Source organism: uncultured Oscillibacter sp., assembly GCF_900544955.1.
Lineage (GTDB): Bacteria > Bacillota > Clostridia > Oscillospirales > Oscillospiraceae > Oscillibacter.
Genome location: NZ_UQXD01000049.1, coordinates 1 through 16,275, shown reverse-complemented (window position 1 = coordinate 16,275; position 16,275 = coordinate 1). Strand labels below are relative to the sequence as shown.

Here is a 16,275-nt window from a genome sequence, read left to right as displayed (position 1 = left end):
TGCGCTCCGCTCGCCCTGTCCTGCGGACAGGTCTCCCGCCGCTCCGTTTGTTCTTCCTCTCCCCGTGAAAACCGCTTCGCTGGGTTTTCCCGGGGGCCCTGCGCTCCACCTATTCTCCCTACCCAGGAAAACCGCTTTACACCCGCTCCGGCGGGCCTCCTGTCCAGCGGTTTTCCCTCCAATTTATTGATAAACGAGGTCTACCATGCTGCACTATCTCCGCCGGGAGCCCGGCTTTTACAAGCGGCTGTTTCTGCTGGCGCTACCGCTGATCCTGCAAAACCTCATCACCACCTCCCTGGGATTCGTGGACACCTTCATGGTGGGACTGCTGGGGGACTATGAGCTCTCCGCCGTCACCGCCGCCAACGCCCCCATCTTTTTGATCCAGGTCATCATCTTCGGCTTGATGAGCGGCCTCACCATCCTGGTGAGCCAGTTCTGGGGCAAGCAGGATTTGGCGTCCATCAACCGTTGTATGGGCTTTGCCATGTACACCGGCCTTCTCATCACCGTTTTGGCGGCGCTGGGACTGTTCCTCTTCCCCCATCAGGTCCTCCTGCTGGTGACGGACAACGAAATCCTCATCGAAATGGGCGCCCCCTACCTGCGGATCGTGGGCGTCTCCTACGTGTTCAACGCCGTCAGCAGCGTCTATATCAGCATGCAGCGCAGCGCGGAAAACCCCGCCCTGGGCATGAAGGTCTTCGCCTGCTCCATGCTGCTGAACACCTTTTTGAACTACTGCCTCATCTTCGGCAAGTTCGGTGCCCCCGCCCTGGGCATCACCGGCGCCGCCCTGGCCACCCTGGCCTCCCGGGTGGTGGAGTTCCTGCTGACGCTTGGCTACGCCCTCCTCAACCGCCGCATTCCCCTGATGCCCCGGCTGCTGCTGCACCCCGGCCGGGCCATTGCCGGGACCTTTGTGAAATACGCCACGCCGGTGCTGATGAACGAGGCCCTGTGGGGCCTGGGCACCACCGTGATGACCGCCATCCTGGGCCACATGGCCCACAGCGCCGACATGCTGGCGGCGTACACCATCATGGGCAACATCGACAAATTCACCACCGTCTCCTGCTTCGGCCTGGCGGGGGCCACCGCCGTGATCCTGGGCAAGTCCATCGGCGAGGGGGACAGCCGGGACCACGTGTACGATCTCAGCTGGTGCCTGCTGCTGGTGTCCCTCCTTCTGGGCGGGCTGCTGGCGGCGGTGCTGGCCCTGGCCCTGCCCACGGTGTTCGTCCCCTATCTCTACCCCCTGTTCAGCCTGTCGGAGCTGGCCACGGAGGCCGCCGCCACCATGTGCGTGGTGTATTTGGTGCTGCTGCCCCTGAAGGCCTTTGACATCTCCAACATCACCGGCGTCCTCCGGGCGGGAGGCGATGTGCGGATGGCCACCATCATCGACCTGACGCCCCTGTGGTGCGTGGCGGTGCCCCTGGCGGGGCTGTCGGCCCTGGTGCTGGACGCCCCCCTGCCCCTGGTGTGCCTGGGCATCTACTCGGAGAACATCTGCAAAATGCCCTGGGGCGTCCACCGCCTGCGCAGCCGCAAGTGGATCAACGACGTGACCACCCGGGGGAAGACCTCATGAGCCTCTTCCGCTGCCCCGTCTGCGGGGCGTCCCTCACCCGGGAGCAGGGGGCCTACCGCTGTCCCGCCCGCCACAGCTTCGACATCGCCCGGGAGGGCTACACCTACCTGCTGCCCCCCAATCAAAAGCACTCCGCCGCCCCCGGGGACGACCGGGGCATGGCCGCCGCCCGGCGGGAATTTCTATCCAAGGGGTATTACGAGCCGCTTTTGAATACGCTTTGTAGTCAGATTTTGTCCCTTTCCGGCGATTCTCCGGCGATTTTGGACGCGGGCTGCGGAGAGGGCTATTACACCGCCGGGATCTACCAGGCGCTGCAAAGCGCCGGAAAGACCCCCCGAATGGCGGGCACCGACATCTCCAAATCCATCCTCCGCTATGCCGCCCGGCGGGAGCGGGCGGTGGAGTTCGCCGTGGCCTCCTCCTACCACCTGCCCCTGGCGGACGGTGGGCTGGACCTGCTGGTGGACTGCTTCTCCCCGCTGGCCCTGGAGGAGTTCACCCGGGTGCTGCGGCCCGGCGGCTTCTTTCTGTACGTGGTGCCGGCGGCGGAGCACCTGTGGGAGCTGAAGCAGGTCCTCTACGACCGCCCCTACCCCAATGAGGAGCGGGAGACCCCCTACGAGGGCTTCCGGTACGAGGCCATTGTGCCGGTGGAGGGCGTCATCTCCCTGCCCTGCCAGGGGGATCTCCACGCCCTGTTCCAGATGACCCCCTATTACTGGAAGACCCCCCGGGCCGGGGCGGAGCGGCTGGCGGCCCTGGAGTCCCTGGACTGCCGCATCTCCTTCCGCATTCACGTGTTCCGCAAGCTGTGAAGCCGCGCCTGCCTCCGAGGGAGGCGGGTACGGCACGGCTGCAGAAACCATGTTTTGAGAAGGCTGCGGCCCCCGGCGCGCCGAGGGCGCACCGCTTACCCTCTTGCAAACAGGAGGCTGTTCTGCCGCGGCAGAACAGCCTCCTGTTTGCATTTCGCCTCCGGGGCGGCGGAACGCCGCAAGACGGTTTGACAAGCTGCTGCGCCTGCCTCCAGTGGAGACAGGCGCAGTTCCCTTACAGGAATTGGGGGACCAGGACGCCGGAGAGGCCCTCCTCCGCAGCAAAGCGGTTTCCCGCCAGGCGGCGGACCTGCTCCCCGGGCCACAGGGCCAGAAAGTCCTCCACCCCCGCCACATCGGGCAGGCCATAGGGCGGGTGGCGGTAGTGCATGGGCACCACCCACCGGGGCTCCAGCGCCCGGCAGACCGCCCAGGCTCCGGCGGCGTCCAGGGTGTACACCCCGCCCACCGGTACCAGCACCCCGTCCACCGGCCCCACCTGGCGGAGCTGCTCCGCCGTCAGCGGGTGGCCCAGGTCTCCCAGATGGGCCACGGACACGCCCCCGGCGGAAAACACCCGGATGGTATTCTCCCCCCGGAGGGCGCCGCCGCAGCCGTCGTGAAAGCAGGGGACCTCCCGGACGGCGAAGGGGCCTTGACGGGGCGGCAGAGGCGCCACGCGGTCCACCGCGGCGTGGTCGAAATGGCGGTGGCTGCAATAGACGGCGTGGGCCGCCGTCTCCAGGGGCGGATAGCCCTCCACCCCGTCATAGGGGTCCGTCACCACCCGGTAACCGTCCTCCTCCAGCAAAAAACAGGCGTGTCCCAGCCAGGTCAGTTCCATGGTCCCTGCCTCCCTTTCCAAAATGAGAGGGGGCGGGAATTCCGCCCCCTGCCATTGTATCAGCCCCTGGGGGCTTTGTCATCCGGTTTATTTCCACCGGGCAGGCGCCGCCGCAGCACCCGGACCGCCACCACCGCGATCACCGCCAGCACCACCAGCCACGTCCAGCCGTAGGCCAGCGCCACCGCCAGGCTCTCCAGCCCGCCGGTGAAGCTCCGCCAGCCGTTGGCAAAGGCGGAGGCCATCCGGCTTCCAAAGCTGGTGGGCGCCTCCTTCACGTTGGAGAGCTGGTACACCTCCGTGAGGGAGACCTCCACCGTGGCGTAGTCCACCAGGCCGTCGTAGTGGCGGAGGGTGCCGCTGAGCTCGTCAATGGCCTGCTCCGTCTCGGAGATGGCGGCCTCCACGGTGATGATGTCCTCCATCTCCTCCGCCCGGGCCAGCAGGGCCTGCAACCGCTCCAGCTTGATCTGCTGGGTCTTCAGCCGCCCCGCCGTGTCGTAATAGGCCATGCTCACGTCCTCCTGGGTGGTGCGGCTCCAGACCTCGTGGCACAGCTCCCCCGCCTGGGTCAAAAACGCCTGGTACTGCTCCGCCGGCACCCGGACGGTGTAGTTGGCCCAGCGGTAGCCGCCGCCCTGGCTGCCCACATTGCTGGACTCGTAGTAGCCCCCCAGCCGCTCCGTCAGGTCCGCCAGGCCCTGAACCGCCTCCTGAAAGGCGGTGGTCTCCAGCTCCAGCTCCGCCCGGCGGATCAGCTTCTGCCCCTGGAGGGGGGTGGAGGCCGTCCCGGAGGCCGCGCCGCCGTAGTCCGCCGACTCCCCCGGGGAGGCCGACGGGGCCGCCGACTCCGCCCCGGCGCTGTTGCCGCCTGCGCCGCAGGCCGCCAGGCTCAGCGCCAGCAGCACCGCCAGAAAAATCGCCCAAGCTCTTCTTTTCATGGTCCCATCCTCCTTTTGCCCCGCTCTTCCAGGCGGGGGCCTCTGTCCGTATAGACGAAACGGTTGGCGGAAACGTTCCGCTGTGATGGAAAAATCCGCCGGAGACGGCAGCAGCGGCCGCCCAAAGGCAGCCGCTGCTGATATGGGAGAGGCGCTCAGCGCAGCAGCTCCTCCAAATGCTCCAGGGGAAAGGGCGGGGACGCCAGCGGACCGGCGGCAATGGCCAGCAGCTTGGCCGGGTTGTCGTCAGCGGCCACCCGGTTGGACCGGAGGCAGCCGCAGACGCGGCAGCGGTGGATGATGGCCCACTCCCCCTTTCGCCGGACCCAGACGCTCACCGGGTCCATGACGCCCCGGCAGGGGGAGGCCCGGTCACCGGGAATCTCATCGGCGTGGATGCTGGCAAGGCAGTGGGGACAGTGGTTGCGGTGGCGGCCGCCGCTCTCCGGCGGCTCCACCCAGGCGCCGCAGGCCTGGCAGCGGAAGGGTTGTTCGATGGTTGTGTCTTGTGATTGTCTCACGGTGGAAACCTCCTGCACGTGTGTTTTTTGGAAAAACCCACGGGAGGCCGCCCGGAACGTCAGCCCTTGCGGACCTCCCGGCCCAGGGCACTCTCCGAAGCACACCACTTCTTCATAAGGCAAATGCTCCTTTTTCTAAAATGAGACCAGTGGTCCAAGCCCATTTTACCATCGGCAGCCGGATTTGTAAAGCGGCGGCCTCCATCATCCGTGCGGCTCTCGGTGCGGCCGGATGGGTGTGGACGGGTTGAAACGGTCAACGCCGGAGCAATGAAAATTGAACTGACCGTATGGGGGAGCAAACCATGACGGCGGCCACGCCAAAAGAGGGCCTGTGGCCGGATCAGCGAAGCGCTTACAAGGCAAGCCTGCACGGCTGTCATATTGGGGTATGGAACGCAGGATGCTTTGCAATGCGGCGGGTCGTCCCTTCTCACGCCCCTAACCGTGGGGATTCGGCGGAGAAGGCGCACTCGACAAATCTTGGTTTCCAGAACATGCAAACGGGGCCAATGACAGATTCGCTCTTGTTTTTTTCTCCGACGTATTGACATCTATCTATGTGTTGCGTATAATAACACATAGACAATTATCAATGTGAGGTGCGGCATATGAATACGATGGATGTTGCGTTGATTTGCAAGGCGTTGGGAGATTCCAACCGCCTGCAAATCGTAAACATGCTGTCCGACGGTGAGAAGTGCGCTTGCAAGCTGTTGGAACACTTTGAGATTACACAGCCGACCCTTTCTCACCACATGAAAATTCTCTGTGAGTGCGGTTTGGTGACGGTTCGGAAAGAGGGCAAATGGAGCCACTACTCCTTAAGCCGTGAAACGCTGACTGCATTTCAGCGGTTTATCGACGGCCTTTTCTGCGTTAAGGAAGGCGTGGGATGCTGCCAATGATCTGGGATTTCATTCAAAATCAAATTCTCGGCATGAAATGGCTCAACGAGCTGATCGGCACGGGGCTTTCTAACCTGGGGCTGGATATCGGCACCCCCATGGGAGGCAGCATACAGTTTTTCCTTTACGACACGGTGAAAATCACCGTTCTCCTCTGCTTCCTGATTTTTTTCATCAGCTATATTCAGAGCTACTTCCCGCCGGAGAGGAGTAAAAAGATCCTTGGGCGGTTCCATGGCATTGGGGCAAACTGCATTTCGGCCCTGCTGGGAACGGTAACTCCGTTTTGCTCCTGTTCCTCCATCCCCCTTTTTATTGGGTTTACCAGCGCGGGCCTACCGCTGGGTGTGACCTTCTCGTTCTTGATTTCCTCGCCAATGGTGGACCTGGGGAGTCTTATCCTGCTCATGAGCATTTTCGGGTCAAAGGTCGCTATCCTCTATGTGTTGGTTGGGCTGGCGATTGCAGTGGCAGGCGGGACCGTCATAGAGAAGCTGCACATGGAAAACGATGTGGAGCGCTTCATTCTCACGGCGGGCAGCGTGGACATTGCGTCTCCTGACTTGACAAAAAAAGACCGGCTTGTGTATGCCAAAGAGCAGATGCTCGCCACTTTCAAAAAAGTGTTTCCCTACATCCTCGTGGGCGTTGGAATAGGTGCATTGATTCACAACTGGATTCCTGAACACTGGGTTGAGGCCGCTTTGGGCAGCGCCAATCCCCTCGGCGTCATGTTCGCCACGCTGGTCGGAATTCCCATGTACGCCGATATTTTCGGCACCATCCCCATTGCCGAAGCCCTGCTCTTTAAGGGGGCGCAGCTCGGCACGATCCTCGCCTTTATGATGGCGGTCACCGCGCTGAGTTTGCCGTCCATGATTATGTTGAAAAAGGCCGTGAAGCCAAGGCTGCTGGGACTGTTTATCGGCATTTGCGCCATTGGAATCATTCTGGTTGGCTATTTCTTTAACGCAATGCAAGCGTTTCTTTTATAAACTCATAAAGGAACTTTTGACGATGGGATTGTTCAGAAAAAAGAGGGCAGACTCCCCTTCCTGCTGCTGTGGGAATCGCTACACCCCTGAAAACATGGAGAAAGCGGAAGCCGCTAAGCGTGAAGGGGCGTCCGTAAAAATTCTCGGTTCCGGCTGTGCGAAGTGCAACCAGCTGGAAACGGCGGCCCGGGAGGCCCTTATCCAGCTTGGCATGGACACGGCCATCGACCATGTGAGGGACTTCACGCAGATCGCCGCATACGGCGTGATGACCACCCCGGCTCTGGTGGTGGATGGCAAAGCGGTGTCCTGCGGCAAGGTTCTCAAAGTGGAGGAAATCGTGAAAATCTTGCGAAATGTGTGAACACGCAATCCGTACTCTGATTGGCATCCTGTAGGTTCCCCCGCTCTCACGCAGCGCGAAAGAGGGACGATCGGCTTACCGCCGATCGTCCCTCTTTCGTTGTCATCGCGCGCCTGGACGCCAGCCCATTAGAGCGGTATTCCCGCCGTCCGCTTTCAAAGGCGGTTTGACCGGTTCTCCGCCCGGCCGGGATGCTCTTTTCCCGTCACGCTGCCGGTCGCGGGCCTTGCCGCCCGCCCCGGTTCCGGAGCCCGTCGCACGGAGCGTCTCCACCTGTGGCCCTCTCCGCCGCGCGGCGCTTCCCGCCCTGGCGGACCGCCCTCAGCACCTGCCGAAGGTGCGGCTCAGCGCCCGGATCTCCGCCGCCAGGGCGGGGGCGGCCGCCCCCGGCTCCATCCGCCAGCCCCAGTTGCCCCTGGGCACCCCGGGGACGTTCACCCTGGCCTCGCCGCCCAGGCCCAGATAGTCCTGCATCTGGGCCACGAACAGCTCCGCCACGCTGCCCTGCCCCGCCCGCAGCAGGGCGCGGCACACCGCTCCGGCGTCGTCCGGCGCGCCCAGATACCGGCGGGCGTAGGCCTGCTCCGCCGGGGAGGCGGCGGCATACCACCCGGCGGCGGTGTCGTTGTCGTGGGTACCGGTATAGCAGATGCAGCGGGAGGAGGCGTAGTTGTGGGGCAGATAGGCGTTGTCCGGCCCGGAGAAGGCGAACTCCAGAATCTTCATCCCCGGCAGGCCCGCTGCGTCCCGCAGGGCGTGCACCGCGTCGGTGAGGATGCCCAGGTCCTCCGCGATATAGGTGATCTGGGGGAACCAGCTGGTGAGAACCCCCAGCAGCTCCATCCCCGGCCCCTTCTCCCAGGCCCCGGACTGGGCGGTTTTCGCCGAGGCGGGGACGGCCCAGTAGCTCTCAAAGGCCCGGAAGTGGTCGATGCGGATGGCGTCGAAGAGCTTGGCGGCCCCCTCCACCCGGCGAATCCACCAGCCGAAGCCGTCGGCGCGCTGGGCCTCCCAGTCGTAGAGGGGGTTGCCCCACAGCTGCCCCTCCGCGGAGAAGTAGTCCGGCGGCACCCCCGCCACCTTGCTGGGCAGCCCCCCGCCGTCCAGCAAAAACTCCTTCCGCTCGCTCCACACGTCGGCGCTGTCCAGGGAGACGTAGATGGGCAGGTCGCCGATGATGCGGATGCCCAGGTCGTTGGCGTAGTCCTTCAGGGCGGCCCACTGTTGGAAGAAGCAGAACTGGACCCAGGTGTGGAAGGCCACGTCCTCCGCCAGCATCCCCTGGTACCGCGCCACGGCGCCATCGTCGTGGCGGCGAAGGGCCTCGTCGGGCCAGTCGAACCAGGCGGCGCCGCCGAAGTGGGTCTTGGCAGCCCGGTACAGCGCGTATTCCCTCAGCCAGGGCGTGGCCTCCCGGAACGCCCGAGCCGCCTCCGCCTCCCGGGGGCCGATGCGCCCGAAAGCCTTGCGCAGCAGGGCCTCCCGCCCCTGGCTGAGGGCGGCGTAGTCCACGCGTCCCCCCTGAGGCACTCGGGCGGCGGCCAGCTCCTCCGCCGTCAGCAGCCGCCGGGCGGCCAGGGTGTCCAGGTCGATGAAATAGGCGTTTCCGGCAAAGGTGGAGAGGCTGGTGTAGGGGGAATCCCCGGCCCCGGTGGGCCCCACGGGCAGAATCTGCCACCAGGACTGCCCGGCGGCGTGGAGAAAGTCGGCAAAGGCCCGGGCCTCGGCCCCCAGGGAACCGATGCCGTAGGGCGACGGCAGGGAGAAAATCGGCAGCAGGATACCGGCGGAACGTCTCATAGTGGACCCCTCTTCGCAAACAGATTTGTTCTATTGTATGTGGCGGCGGGGATCGTGTCAAGTGCTCGGACGGACGAAGCGGGGCGCCCGGTAAAGGTGTTGTTATCAATAACCACGCTGGCAATAAAACCTTTTTCTTCACGGTAGCGATAGGTCATGGTGTCATCCACCGCTTCGCCGCTGCCGGCACGCTCACAGGCCAAAGAGCATGGAGCGCTTGATCTCCGCCAGGGAGTGGGCGCCGCACATGGCCATGGTGTCGGCCAGCTCGGCCCTCAGCTTCTCCACGTAGAGCCGCACCCCTTCGGCGGCGCCGCCGTAGACCATATTGACAAAGGGGCGGCCGATGAGCACCGCGTCCGCCCCCAGGGCCAGGGCCTTGAACACGTCCATGCCCGTGCGGATGCCGCCGTCCACCAAGACGGTCATCCGGCCGCCCACGGCGTCGACGATGGCGGGCAGCACCTCGGCGGTGGCGGGGCACTGGTCCAGCACCCGGCCGCCGTGGTTGCTGACCACGATGGCCTTCGCCCCGGCTTCCAGGGCCTTCTCCGCCCCCGCCACCGTCATGATGCCCTTGAGGATGAAGGGCTTCTCCGCCCAGGCGGCGATTTGGCGCAGCTCCTCCACGGTCTTGCTGCCGGCGGGCGGAGTCAGGTTTTTCAGGAAGGGCAGTCCCGCGGCGTCGATGTCCATGGCGATGGCGAAGGGGTCCGCGGCCTTCACCAGGTCCAGCTTCTCCTTTACGGTCTCCATGTTCCAGGGCTTCACCGTGGGTACGCCGCAGCCGCCGGCGTTTTTCAGCGCCTCCACGGCCCCCTCCATCACGGTGGGGTCCACGCCGTCGCCGGTGAAGGCGGTGATGCCCGCCGCCGCGCAGGCGGAGACCAGAAGCTCGTTGTACGCAAGGTCGGTGAACTTGTCGCCGTAGTGCATCTTCATCACGCCCACGGGGGCGGCGAACACGGGCAGCGCCACCTGCCGCCCGAAGAGCTGGAAGCCGGTGTCCACTGGCCGGTTCTCGCAGATGGTGTCCATATTGACGCACAGCTCCTGCCACTTCTGGTAGTTGCGAATGAAGCCGGTGCCCATGCCCTTGGCCCCGGGGCCGGGGATGGTGTTGCGGCAGGCCAGGCCGTTGCACACCGGGCAGGATTTGCAGTAGGGGCCCATGCAGGTCCGGGCGTTTTGCAAGACTTCCTGATAGGTCATGTGAATTTCCTCCAACAGATGTAAATTTCCCATTTGATCCCATTCATTGTACTGCGCGGAGGCGGAAAAGGCAAGGCCGGCGGCTCTTTTTCCGGCGGGGGGCGACGGCCTTGCCACAGAGGGCGGATGCTGGTAAAATGGGGACCAGGAACCCATCTGATAGGCCGGCCTGACGCCGGCGGGAGGAGCCCTCTATGAAAATGCCGAACGAGGCCATTGACCCGGCGATGTTCGCCCCCTGCGGCATGAACTGCCTGGTCTGCTACCGGCACTGCCGGCCCAAAAAGCCCTGCGCCGGCTGCCGCGGCGGCGATTCCGGCAATGGAATAACAGTTTGGACAGGCTCCTCATTCGTGGGGAGCCTGTTTTATGTTGAAACTTTAGGGCGCTCGTGCTATACTAATTATGGAATTTGGGACACTTAACGGAGGATTTAGTATGGCAACTTCTGAGCGGTTAAAGAAATCAAGAGAAACAAAAAATGACGAGTTTTATACACTGTGGCAGGACATCGCCGACGAAATTCCTCTGTACCGTGAGCAACTGAGAGGCAAGCGTATTATATGCCCCTGTGACTGGGATGAAAGTTTCGAGGAAGCCTTGGTTTACAAGGAAGGAGGCTATATATCGCCCCAAGACCTTTTTAGTGAAGGCGGTAGCGTCAAACTGATTGATGTTGAACACTCCAAGGAAAAGTTGGAGCGCGACCTAAACACAGTTAAATGCAACTTTGTAAAGTTCCTTGTATCCCATGCAGAAGCCTATGGGATCAAGTCCATATCCGTCAGTGGATATGACCCGGCAACTGGTAAAGGCGTACGCTTTCAAGATGTAGATTACAGTAAATATGATATAGTCATAACAAACCCACCGTTTAGTCAATTCAGAGAATTTATTGATGTAATGTTCACCTCAAAGGCGAAGTTTCTGGTAATCGGTCCCGCATATGCGGTCACTTATACAGATACTTTTGAACATATTAAGAGCAACGAAATGTGGCTTGGATATCATCATCACATGACAGGCTTTATGCTACCTACTGGTGAGGTATTGCCTAAAAATGACGCACTCGTCCGTTATTGCTGTTGGTATACGAACCTTGATGTGTCATACAGACACGATAAGATGATACTCACTGAAAAATATGACCCGAAGAAATTTCCAACATACTATAATTTCGATGGAATTGATGTGAACAAAACATTGTCCATTCCCTATGATTATGATGGGTACATTGGTGTGCCAATTACATTTTTGCAGAAATACAATCCGAATCAATTCCAGATTATAGATTTGAGCATTCGGATTGAAAAGAAGTTCCGTTTCAATGGGGACAAATCAGACTTATGGTATGAGAAAGACGGAAAGCCATGGAAGTGCCCATTTAGGCGAATGGTAATCCGTAACAAGGAGGTTTATCACGATGCTGATGACAATTGAAGAACTGTATGAGCAGGTCAGAGATGGCAAAATCATCAGTGATATAAGCCTCCAGCGTGAAATCGTATATAATACTGAAAAACAGCAGTTGGTCATAGACAGTATTGTACATGGCATTCCACTTCCCGCTTTCTACTTTTGGGAGAATGAAGATGGGATTTTAGAAGTTCTGGATGGCAAGCAGAGAATTCACGCAATCACCAGATTTAAGGAAAACGACATTGAGTATGAGGGTAAGATTTGGAGACAGACCGATCCAGCTGTGCAAGAGGTCATTAACCGTTGTGAGTTATCATTGATTGTGTGTAGTGGTAACGAAGAACTAAAGCGTGAGATATTCAAGCGCATCAATACCCTGGGCGTTCCGCTGTCAAAGTATGAGGTGCTGAATGGCCTGTACAATGGGGAGTACCTGCGTGGACTAAGTTCCTATGTTGAAAACGATAGGGACGCTAAAAAGGTGCTTGGTGCGAACTCCCGAGGAAATAATCAATACAAGGTGCTTGGATTACTTAAGACACTCAAACATTTTGAAAGCATTGACGAGTATGTAAAGGGACAGCAAGATACCAGCTTTGATACAGACCAGCGGGAAATCAGCAGGTACATTCGCTTCATTTCCGAAGTCTTTGATAAGTATGATAATCTGGCTATCAGGTTTGGTTTGGCAGTCAAGTACATTCGGGATATTACCATCTGGAAAGAGCATAAGCGCGAGATAAATTCTCATGTGGCACGGTTCTTAAAGAGTGATGATGCTAAGATTATCAAAGATAAGGCCGGAGAGATTGAGGATATTATCCTGGCGGTTGTCCGTGGTATCAGTGTAGACCCCAAGAGGCTGTTTTCAAGCGATGACAAACTTGAACTTTTAAGACAGAGCGAAGAAGCAGATGGGAAATATCAATGCGCTATTTGCCATCAGTGGTTTACCGCTGATGAACTAACCGTTGACCATGTTACGCCTTGGAGCCTTGGCGGTAGAACAGTCCTCTCAAATGCACAACTTCTCTGTGTGCCGTGCAACAGTCATAAAGGAAATCGAACCTAAGATAAAAAGAGACAGGAACCAATATGGCTCCTGTCTCTTTTTATGCTCTTGAATGGATTTTCTCTTCACCTTATTCGCCTCCCGCTACAATCATCCTTATGTGCGTCTTCTCCGCCTTTTGCGGATGTAAAATCTGACAATGTATTTTGCCATATCAACTTGCTCAAAACAATATATTTGGTGAAATCGACGAAACTTTTATCGGCACAATGATCAAAAAAAGGTGTCCCCACCGGCTCTCTTGACGGCGGCGGCAAACCATAGTATACTTTTCCAGTTCCCGGGAAGCAGTTTCTGACCGGCGAACCTGAATCACCCCTCCTCCGCTGTTCTGCCGGCAAGGACGCTCCAAGCCGAAAGACGGGGATACGCCGCGCGGGAGACCGCGCCGCTGGATGCTGCCCATCCATCCCCTTCGCCGGCCCGGCGGAGGGGATGTACTTTTTTCCTGAGAAAGGGGGAAACTGGTATGGAGACCCGCGTGGCCGTGCTGGCCATCCTCGTCCGGGAGGCGGAGTCCGCCTCCGCCCTGAACGCCCTGCTGCACCAGTACGGCGGTTATATCATCGGCCGGATGGGCGTACCCTACCGGGAGCGGGGCATCCACATCATCAGCGTGGCCATCGACGCCCCGGGGGATGTGATCTCCGCCCTATCCGGAAAGATCGGGCGCCTTGCGGGCGTCACGGCCAAGACCGTGTACGCGCCGGAGGACGCCCTCCAGTGAAGAAAGGAAGGAACCCACGATGCATCTGCTGAAACGAGGCCTCTTCGCCTGCCTGGCAACCCTGCTGGCCCTGTCCCTTGCCGCCTGCGGCGGCTCCCGCACCCCGGCGGAGCCGGAGACCCCCTCCGTCCCCGCCGAGACCCCCGTCACGCTGCGCCTGGGGGCGCTGAAGGGCCCCACCGCCATGGGCCTGGTGTACCTGGGAGGCACCTACACCGACGCGGAGGGCCGGGAGGCCCCCCTGTACGACATGACCCTGGCCGCCAGCCCCGACGAGCTGACCCCCGCGCTGATGAAGGGGGAGCTGGACGCCGCCTGCATCCCCGCCAACCTGGCCGCCGTGCTGTACAACCGGACGGGCGGGGAGATCGTCACCCTGGGCATCAACACCCTGGGCGTGCTCTACCTGGTGGAAAACGGCAACGCCGTGAAGTCCTGGCAGGACCTGGCGGGCACCACCCTGGCGGCCGCCGGCAAGGGCGCCACGCCGGAGTACGCCCTGCGCTACCTGCTCACGGAAAACGGCCTGGACCCCGACGGGGACCTGACCATTGACTGGAAGAGTGAGCACAGCGAGTGCGTGGCGGCCCTGGCCTCCGGCGCCGCCACCATCGCCCTGCTGCCCCAGCCCTTTGTCACCGTGGCCCAGAGCAAGATCGACACCCTCCGGGTGGCCCTGGACCTGACGGCGGAGTGGGACACCCTGGACAACGGCTCCGCCCTCCTCACCGGCGTGGTGGCGGCCCGGCGGGACTTTGTGGAGGCCCATCCCGCCGCCGTGGCCACCTTCCTGGCGGACTACGCCGCCTCCGTGGAGCAGGTGAACGGTGACGCCGCCGCGGCGGCGGTGAAGATCGGGGAACTGGGCATTGTGGACGCGGCGGTGGCGGAGAAGGCCCTGCCCTACTGCAACATCGTGTGCATCACCGGGGCGGAGATGCAGGAGAAGCTCTCCGGCTACCTCCAGGTCCTCTTTGACGCGGACCCGGCCTCCGTGGGCGCCGACGGCGAGGGCGGCGCTCTGCCGGGAGACGACTTCTACTACAACTTCGGCCTCTGAGGCCAGTCCCGCCCCGGGAAAGGAGGGAATGCCGTGAAATCGAAACAGACCGCCCTCCGCCCCTGGGCCGTGGCGGTTTGGCTGCTGGTGTGGCAGGGGGCCAGCCTAGCCTTCCGCCTCCTCTTCCCCCACGGGGAGCTGCTGCTGGCCTCCCCCCTGGCGGCCCTGGCCCGGCTGGGGCAATTGGCCCTCACTGTCCCCTTCTGGCGCTCCGTGGGCAACTCCGCCCTCCACATTCTGGGGGGCTTTCTCCTCTCCTGCGCCCTGGCGGCGGCGCTGGCGGCCCTGGCGGCCCGTCTGCGGCCCGTGGCGGAGCTGCTGTATCCGCTGGTGGCGGCGGTGAAAGCAGTGCCGGTGGTGTCCTTCATCATCCTGGCCCTGGTGTGGCTGGACAGCCGTGCCCTCTCCCTCTTCATCTCCGGGCTGATGGTGTTTCCGCCGGTGTACCTGAACGTGCTGGCGGGCATCGGCGCGGCGGACCGGGAGCTGCTGGAGATGGCCCGGGTGTTCCGGGTGCCCTGGCGGCGGAAGCTGGCGGGCATCTGGCTGCCGGCGGTGCTGCCCTACTTCCGCTCCGCCGTGTCGCTGTCCCTGGGCCTTTGCTGGAAGGCCGGGGCGGCGGCGGAGGTCATCGGCCTGCCCGGCGGCACCATCGGCGAGCGGCTGTACACCGCCAAGGTGTACTTCCAGACGCCGGACCTCTTCGCCTGGACCGCCGTCATCGTGGCGGTGTCCCTGGCGTTTGAAAAGCTGTTTTTGCGGGCGGTGGACCGCCTAGCGGGAAAGGTGGGGGCGCTATGAAGACCATCGCGGCGGAGGCGCTGTGCAAGGTCTACCGGGGCCGGACGGTTTTGGACCGGGTGTCCTTCACCGCCACAAGCCGCCGCGCCACCTGTGTCATGGCCCCCTCCGGTGCCGGGAAGACCACCCTGCTGCGCATCCTGCTGGGACTGGAGCGGCCGGACAGCGGCACGGTGCGCCTGCCGGAGGGCTGCCGCTGGTCCGCCCTGTTCCAGGAGGACCGGCTGCTGGAGCACCAGAGCGCCCTGGGAAACCTGGCCTTCGTCCTGGGGCCGGGGATGGACACCGCCGCCGCGGCGGCCCTGCTCTCGGAGCTGGGGCTGGAGGAGGCGGGGGAGCGCCCCGTCCGGGAGTTCTCCGGCGGCATGAAGCGCCGCCTGGCGCTGGCCCGGGCCCTGCTGGCCCCCGCCGACGCCCTGGCCCTGGACGAGCCCTTCACCGGACTGGACCCGGAGAACCGGGCCCGATGCCTGGCGGCCATCCGCCGCCACGGGGAGGGGAAGGTGGTGGTACTGGTGACCCACGGCGCCGACGATGCCGCCGGGCTGGACGCGGACATTCTGTGGTTGTAAAGAGGATACGCTCTGTGGTAGACTAGCCACAGAGCGTATTTTTTGGCGATGGAGGGACGTTTTATGAGAAAATTCGTACTGGTGCCGGACTCCTTCAAGGGGACCTTGTCCTCCGCCCAGGTCTGCGCCGCCATGGAGGCGGGCATCCGGGCGGTGCTGCCGGAGGCGGAGGTGGTCTCCCTGCCGGTGGCGGACGGCGGCGAGGGCAGCGCCGACGCCTTTTTGGCCGCCCTGGGCGGGGAGCGGGTCTCCCTGCCGGTCACAGGGCCGGAGGGCCGGACGCTGGACGGGTTTTACGCCCTCCTGCCCGACGGGACGGCGGTCGTGGAGATGGCCGCGGCGGCGGGCCTGCCCCAGGTGACGGGGGATAAAAATCCGGAGCGGACCACCACCTTCGGCGTGGGGGAGCTGCTGCGCCACGCCGCCCGCCGCGGCGCCCGGCAGGCGGTGATGTGCCTGGGGGGAAGCGCCACCAACGACGGCGGCTGCGGCGCGGCGGCGGCCTGCGGCGTCCGGTTTTACAACCGGGCAGGAGCGTCTTTCGTCCCCGTAGGGGGCACCCTGGGGGAGATTGAGCGGGTGGACCTCGCGAGCCTGGACCCGGCGGTGGCGGGCATGCCCATC

18 protein-coding genes are annotated in these 16,275 nt (G+C 62.5%); 12 read left to right on the top strand and 6 right to left on the bottom strand.

Translation table 11 applies throughout. The annotated features are described in order from the left end of the window. The first annotated feature begins 205 nt into the window (after nucleotides 1–205). Entirely contained in the window at nucleotides 206–1,597 is a 1,392-nt protein-coding gene (locus QZS21_RS10210) for an MATE family efflux transporter (protein ID WP_295583021.1), read from the top strand. Next, complete coding sequence (locus QZS21_RS10205; RefSeq protein ID WP_295583023.1) at nucleotides 1,594–2,415, top strand: putative RNA methyltransferase; 822 nt, start codon at nucleotides 1,594–1,596, stop codon at nucleotides 2,413–2,415. Before QZS21_RS10210 ends, QZS21_RS10205 begins: the two co-directional genes overlap by 4 nt. A gap of 235 nt (nucleotides 2,416–2,650) precedes the next feature. Here QZS21_RS10205 and QZS21_RS10200 read toward each other — a convergent pair whose 3' ends face one another. From QZS21_RS10200 to QZS21_RS10190, 3 genes are all read right to left on the bottom strand, one after another. Continuing rightward, nucleotides 2,651–3,259 carry an MBL fold metallo-hydrolase gene (locus QZS21_RS10200; RefSeq protein ID WP_295583020.1) on the bottom strand — a complete coding sequence of 203 codons (609 nt, stop codon included), beginning with the start codon at nucleotides 3,257–3,259 and terminating at the stop codon, nucleotides 2,651–2,653. A 59-nt stretch (nucleotides 3,260–3,318) separates the two neighbouring features. Beyond that, nucleotides 3,319–4,200, bottom strand: coding sequence for a DUF4349 domain-containing protein (locus QZS21_RS10195; protein WP_295583018.1), 882 nt, complete (start codon nucleotides 4,198–4,200; stop codon nucleotides 3,319–3,321). Between the two features lie 155 nt (nucleotides 4,201–4,355). After that, nucleotides 4,356–4,721 (bottom strand): RNHCP domain-containing protein, encoded by a 366-nt coding sequence (locus tag QZS21_RS10190; RefSeq protein ID WP_295583015.1) that lies wholly within the window; start codon nucleotides 4,719–4,721, stop codon nucleotides 4,356–4,358. A 611-nt stretch (nucleotides 4,722–5,332) separates the two neighbouring features. On the opposite strand from QZS21_RS10190, the gene QZS21_RS10185 reads away from it, so the two are divergent. Genes QZS21_RS10185 through QZS21_RS10175 form a run of 3 tightly spaced genes read left to right on the top strand, consistent with a single transcriptional unit; the run spans nucleotide 5,333 to nucleotide 6,988 of the window. After that, the gene (locus QZS21_RS10185) at nucleotides 5,333–5,629 is read left to right on the top strand and encodes a helix-turn-helix transcriptional regulator (RefSeq protein WP_295583013.1); all 297 of its coding nucleotides are present in this window, start codon (nucleotides 5,333–5,335) and stop codon (nucleotides 5,627–5,629) included. Further along, a complete protein-coding gene (locus QZS21_RS10180) occupies nucleotides 5,617–6,624 on the top strand; it encodes a permease (protein ID WP_295583011.1) in 1,008 nt (335 codons plus the stop codon). Before QZS21_RS10185 ends, QZS21_RS10180 begins: the two co-directional genes overlap by 13 nt. 22 nt (nucleotides 6,625–6,646) lie before the next feature. After that, entirely contained in the window at nucleotides 6,647–6,988 is a 342-nt protein-coding gene (locus tag QZS21_RS10175; protein WP_295583009.1) for a thioredoxin family protein, read from the top strand. 321 nt (nucleotides 6,989–7,309) lie between these two features. Here the strand turns inward: QZS21_RS10175 and malQ are convergent, their stop codons facing one another. From malQ to QZS21_RS10160, 3 genes are read right to left on the bottom strand one after another with little or no spacing between them, the layout of a single operon-like run. Next, complete coding sequence (gene malQ, locus QZS21_RS10170; RefSeq protein WP_295583007.1) at nucleotides 7,310–8,788, bottom strand: 4-alpha-glucanotransferase; 1,479 nt, start codon at nucleotides 8,786–8,788, stop codon at nucleotides 7,310–7,312. Next, a complete protein-coding gene (locus QZS21_RS10165) occupies nucleotides 8,785–8,991 on the bottom strand; it encodes a hypothetical protein (protein ID WP_295583005.1) in 207 nt (68 codons plus the stop codon). The genes malQ and QZS21_RS10165 overlap by 4 nt, the downstream gene beginning before the upstream one ends. Next, nucleotides 8,981–10,000, bottom strand: a complete 1,020-nt coding sequence (locus QZS21_RS10160; protein ID WP_295583003.1) for an alpha-hydroxy-acid oxidizing protein — start codon at nucleotides 9,998–10,000, stop codon at nucleotides 8,981–8,983. Before QZS21_RS10160 ends, QZS21_RS10165 begins: the two co-directional genes overlap by 11 nt. Before the next feature lie 438 nt (nucleotides 10,001–10,438). Between QZS21_RS10160 and QZS21_RS10155 the strand changes: the two genes are divergently transcribed. From QZS21_RS10155 to QZS21_RS10125, 7 genes are all read left to right on the top strand, one after another. Then, on the top strand, nucleotides 10,439–11,440 hold the full coding sequence (locus QZS21_RS10155; protein WP_295583000.1) for an adenine-specific methyltransferase EcoRI family protein: 1,002 nt from the start codon (nucleotides 10,439–10,441) through the stop codon (nucleotides 11,438–11,440). Continuing rightward, complete coding sequence (locus QZS21_RS10150; protein WP_295582998.1) at nucleotides 11,424–12,491, top strand: DUF262 domain-containing protein; 1,068 nt, start codon at nucleotides 11,424–11,426, stop codon at nucleotides 12,489–12,491. Before QZS21_RS10155 ends, QZS21_RS10150 begins: the two co-directional genes overlap by 17 nt. Nucleotides 12,492–12,960: 469 nt before the next feature. Then, the gene (locus tag QZS21_RS10145) at nucleotides 12,961–13,218 is read left to right on the top strand and encodes a TM1266 family iron-only hydrogenase system putative regulator (protein ID WP_295582996.1); all 258 of its coding nucleotides are present in this window, start codon (nucleotides 12,961–12,963) and stop codon (nucleotides 13,216–13,218) included. A gap of 19 nt (nucleotides 13,219–13,237) precedes the next feature. Continuing rightward, nucleotides 13,238–14,278 carry an ABC transporter substrate-binding protein gene (locus QZS21_RS10140; RefSeq protein ID WP_295582995.1) on the top strand — a complete coding sequence of 347 codons (1,041 nt, stop codon included), beginning with the start codon at nucleotides 13,238–13,240 and terminating at the stop codon, nucleotides 14,276–14,278. 33 nt (nucleotides 14,279–14,311) lie between these two features. Beyond that, complete coding sequence (locus QZS21_RS10135) at nucleotides 14,312–15,079, top strand: ABC transporter permease (RefSeq protein ID WP_295582993.1); 768 nt, start codon at nucleotides 14,312–14,314, stop codon at nucleotides 15,077–15,079. After that, nucleotides 15,076–15,651, top strand: a complete 576-nt coding sequence (locus tag QZS21_RS10130) for an ATP-binding cassette domain-containing protein (protein WP_295582991.1) — start codon at nucleotides 15,076–15,078, stop codon at nucleotides 15,649–15,651. Before QZS21_RS10135 ends, QZS21_RS10130 begins: the two co-directional genes overlap by 4 nt. A gap of 63 nt (nucleotides 15,652–15,714) precedes the next feature. After that, a partial coding sequence (locus QZS21_RS10125) for a glycerate kinase (RefSeq protein ID WP_295582989.1) occupies nucleotides 15,715–16,275 on the top strand: 561 nt, incomplete at its 3' end.

Coding starts and splice junctions, on each gene's coding strand:
- QZS21_RS10185 (WP_295583013.1), top strand. CDS start 5,333: ATGAATACGATGGATGTTGCGTTGATTTGCAAGGCGTTGGGAGATTCC.
- QZS21_RS10140 (WP_295582995.1), top strand. CDS start 13,238: ATGCATCTGCTGAAACGAGGCCTCTTCGCCTGCCTGGCAACCCTGCTG.
- QZS21_RS10130 (WP_295582991.1), top strand. CDS start 15,076: ATGAAGACCATCGCGGCGGAGGCGCTGTGCAAGGTCTACCGGGGCCGG.
- QZS21_RS10205 (WP_295583023.1), top strand. CDS start 1,594: ATGAGCCTCTTCCGCTGCCCCGTCTGCGGGGCGTCCCTCACCCGGGAG.
- QZS21_RS10160 (WP_295583003.1), bottom strand. CDS start 10,000: ATGACCTATCAGGAAGTCTTGCAAAACGCCCGGACCTGCATGGGCCCC.
- malQ (WP_295583007.1), bottom strand. CDS start 8,788: ATGAGACGTTCCGCCGGTATCCTGCTGCCGATTTTCTCCCTGCCGTCG.
- QZS21_RS10155 (WP_295583000.1), top strand. CDS start 10,439: ATGGCAACTTCTGAGCGGTTAAAGAAATCAAGAGAAACAAAAAATGAC.
- QZS21_RS10150 (WP_295582998.1), top strand. CDS start 11,424: ATGCTGATGACAATTGAAGAACTGTATGAGCAGGTCAGAGATGGCAAA.
- QZS21_RS10145 (WP_295582996.1), top strand. CDS start 12,961: ATGGAGACCCGCGTGGCCGTGCTGGCCATCCTCGTCCGGGAGGCGGAG.
- QZS21_RS10195 (WP_295583018.1), bottom strand. CDS start 4,200: ATGAAAAGAAGAGCTTGGGCGATTTTTCTGGCGGTGCTGCTGGCGCTG.
- QZS21_RS10210 (WP_295583021.1), top strand. CDS start 206: ATGCTGCACTATCTCCGCCGGGAGCCCGGCTTTTACAAGCGGCTGTTT.
- QZS21_RS10200 (WP_295583020.1), bottom strand. CDS start 3,259: ATGGAACTGACCTGGCTGGGACACGCCTGTTTTTTGCTGGAGGAGGAC.
- QZS21_RS10180 (WP_295583011.1), top strand. CDS start 5,617: ATGCTGCCAATGATCTGGGATTTCATTCAAAATCAAATTCTCGGCATG.
- QZS21_RS10175 (WP_295583009.1), top strand. CDS start 6,647: ATGGGATTGTTCAGAAAAAAGAGGGCAGACTCCCCTTCCTGCTGCTGT.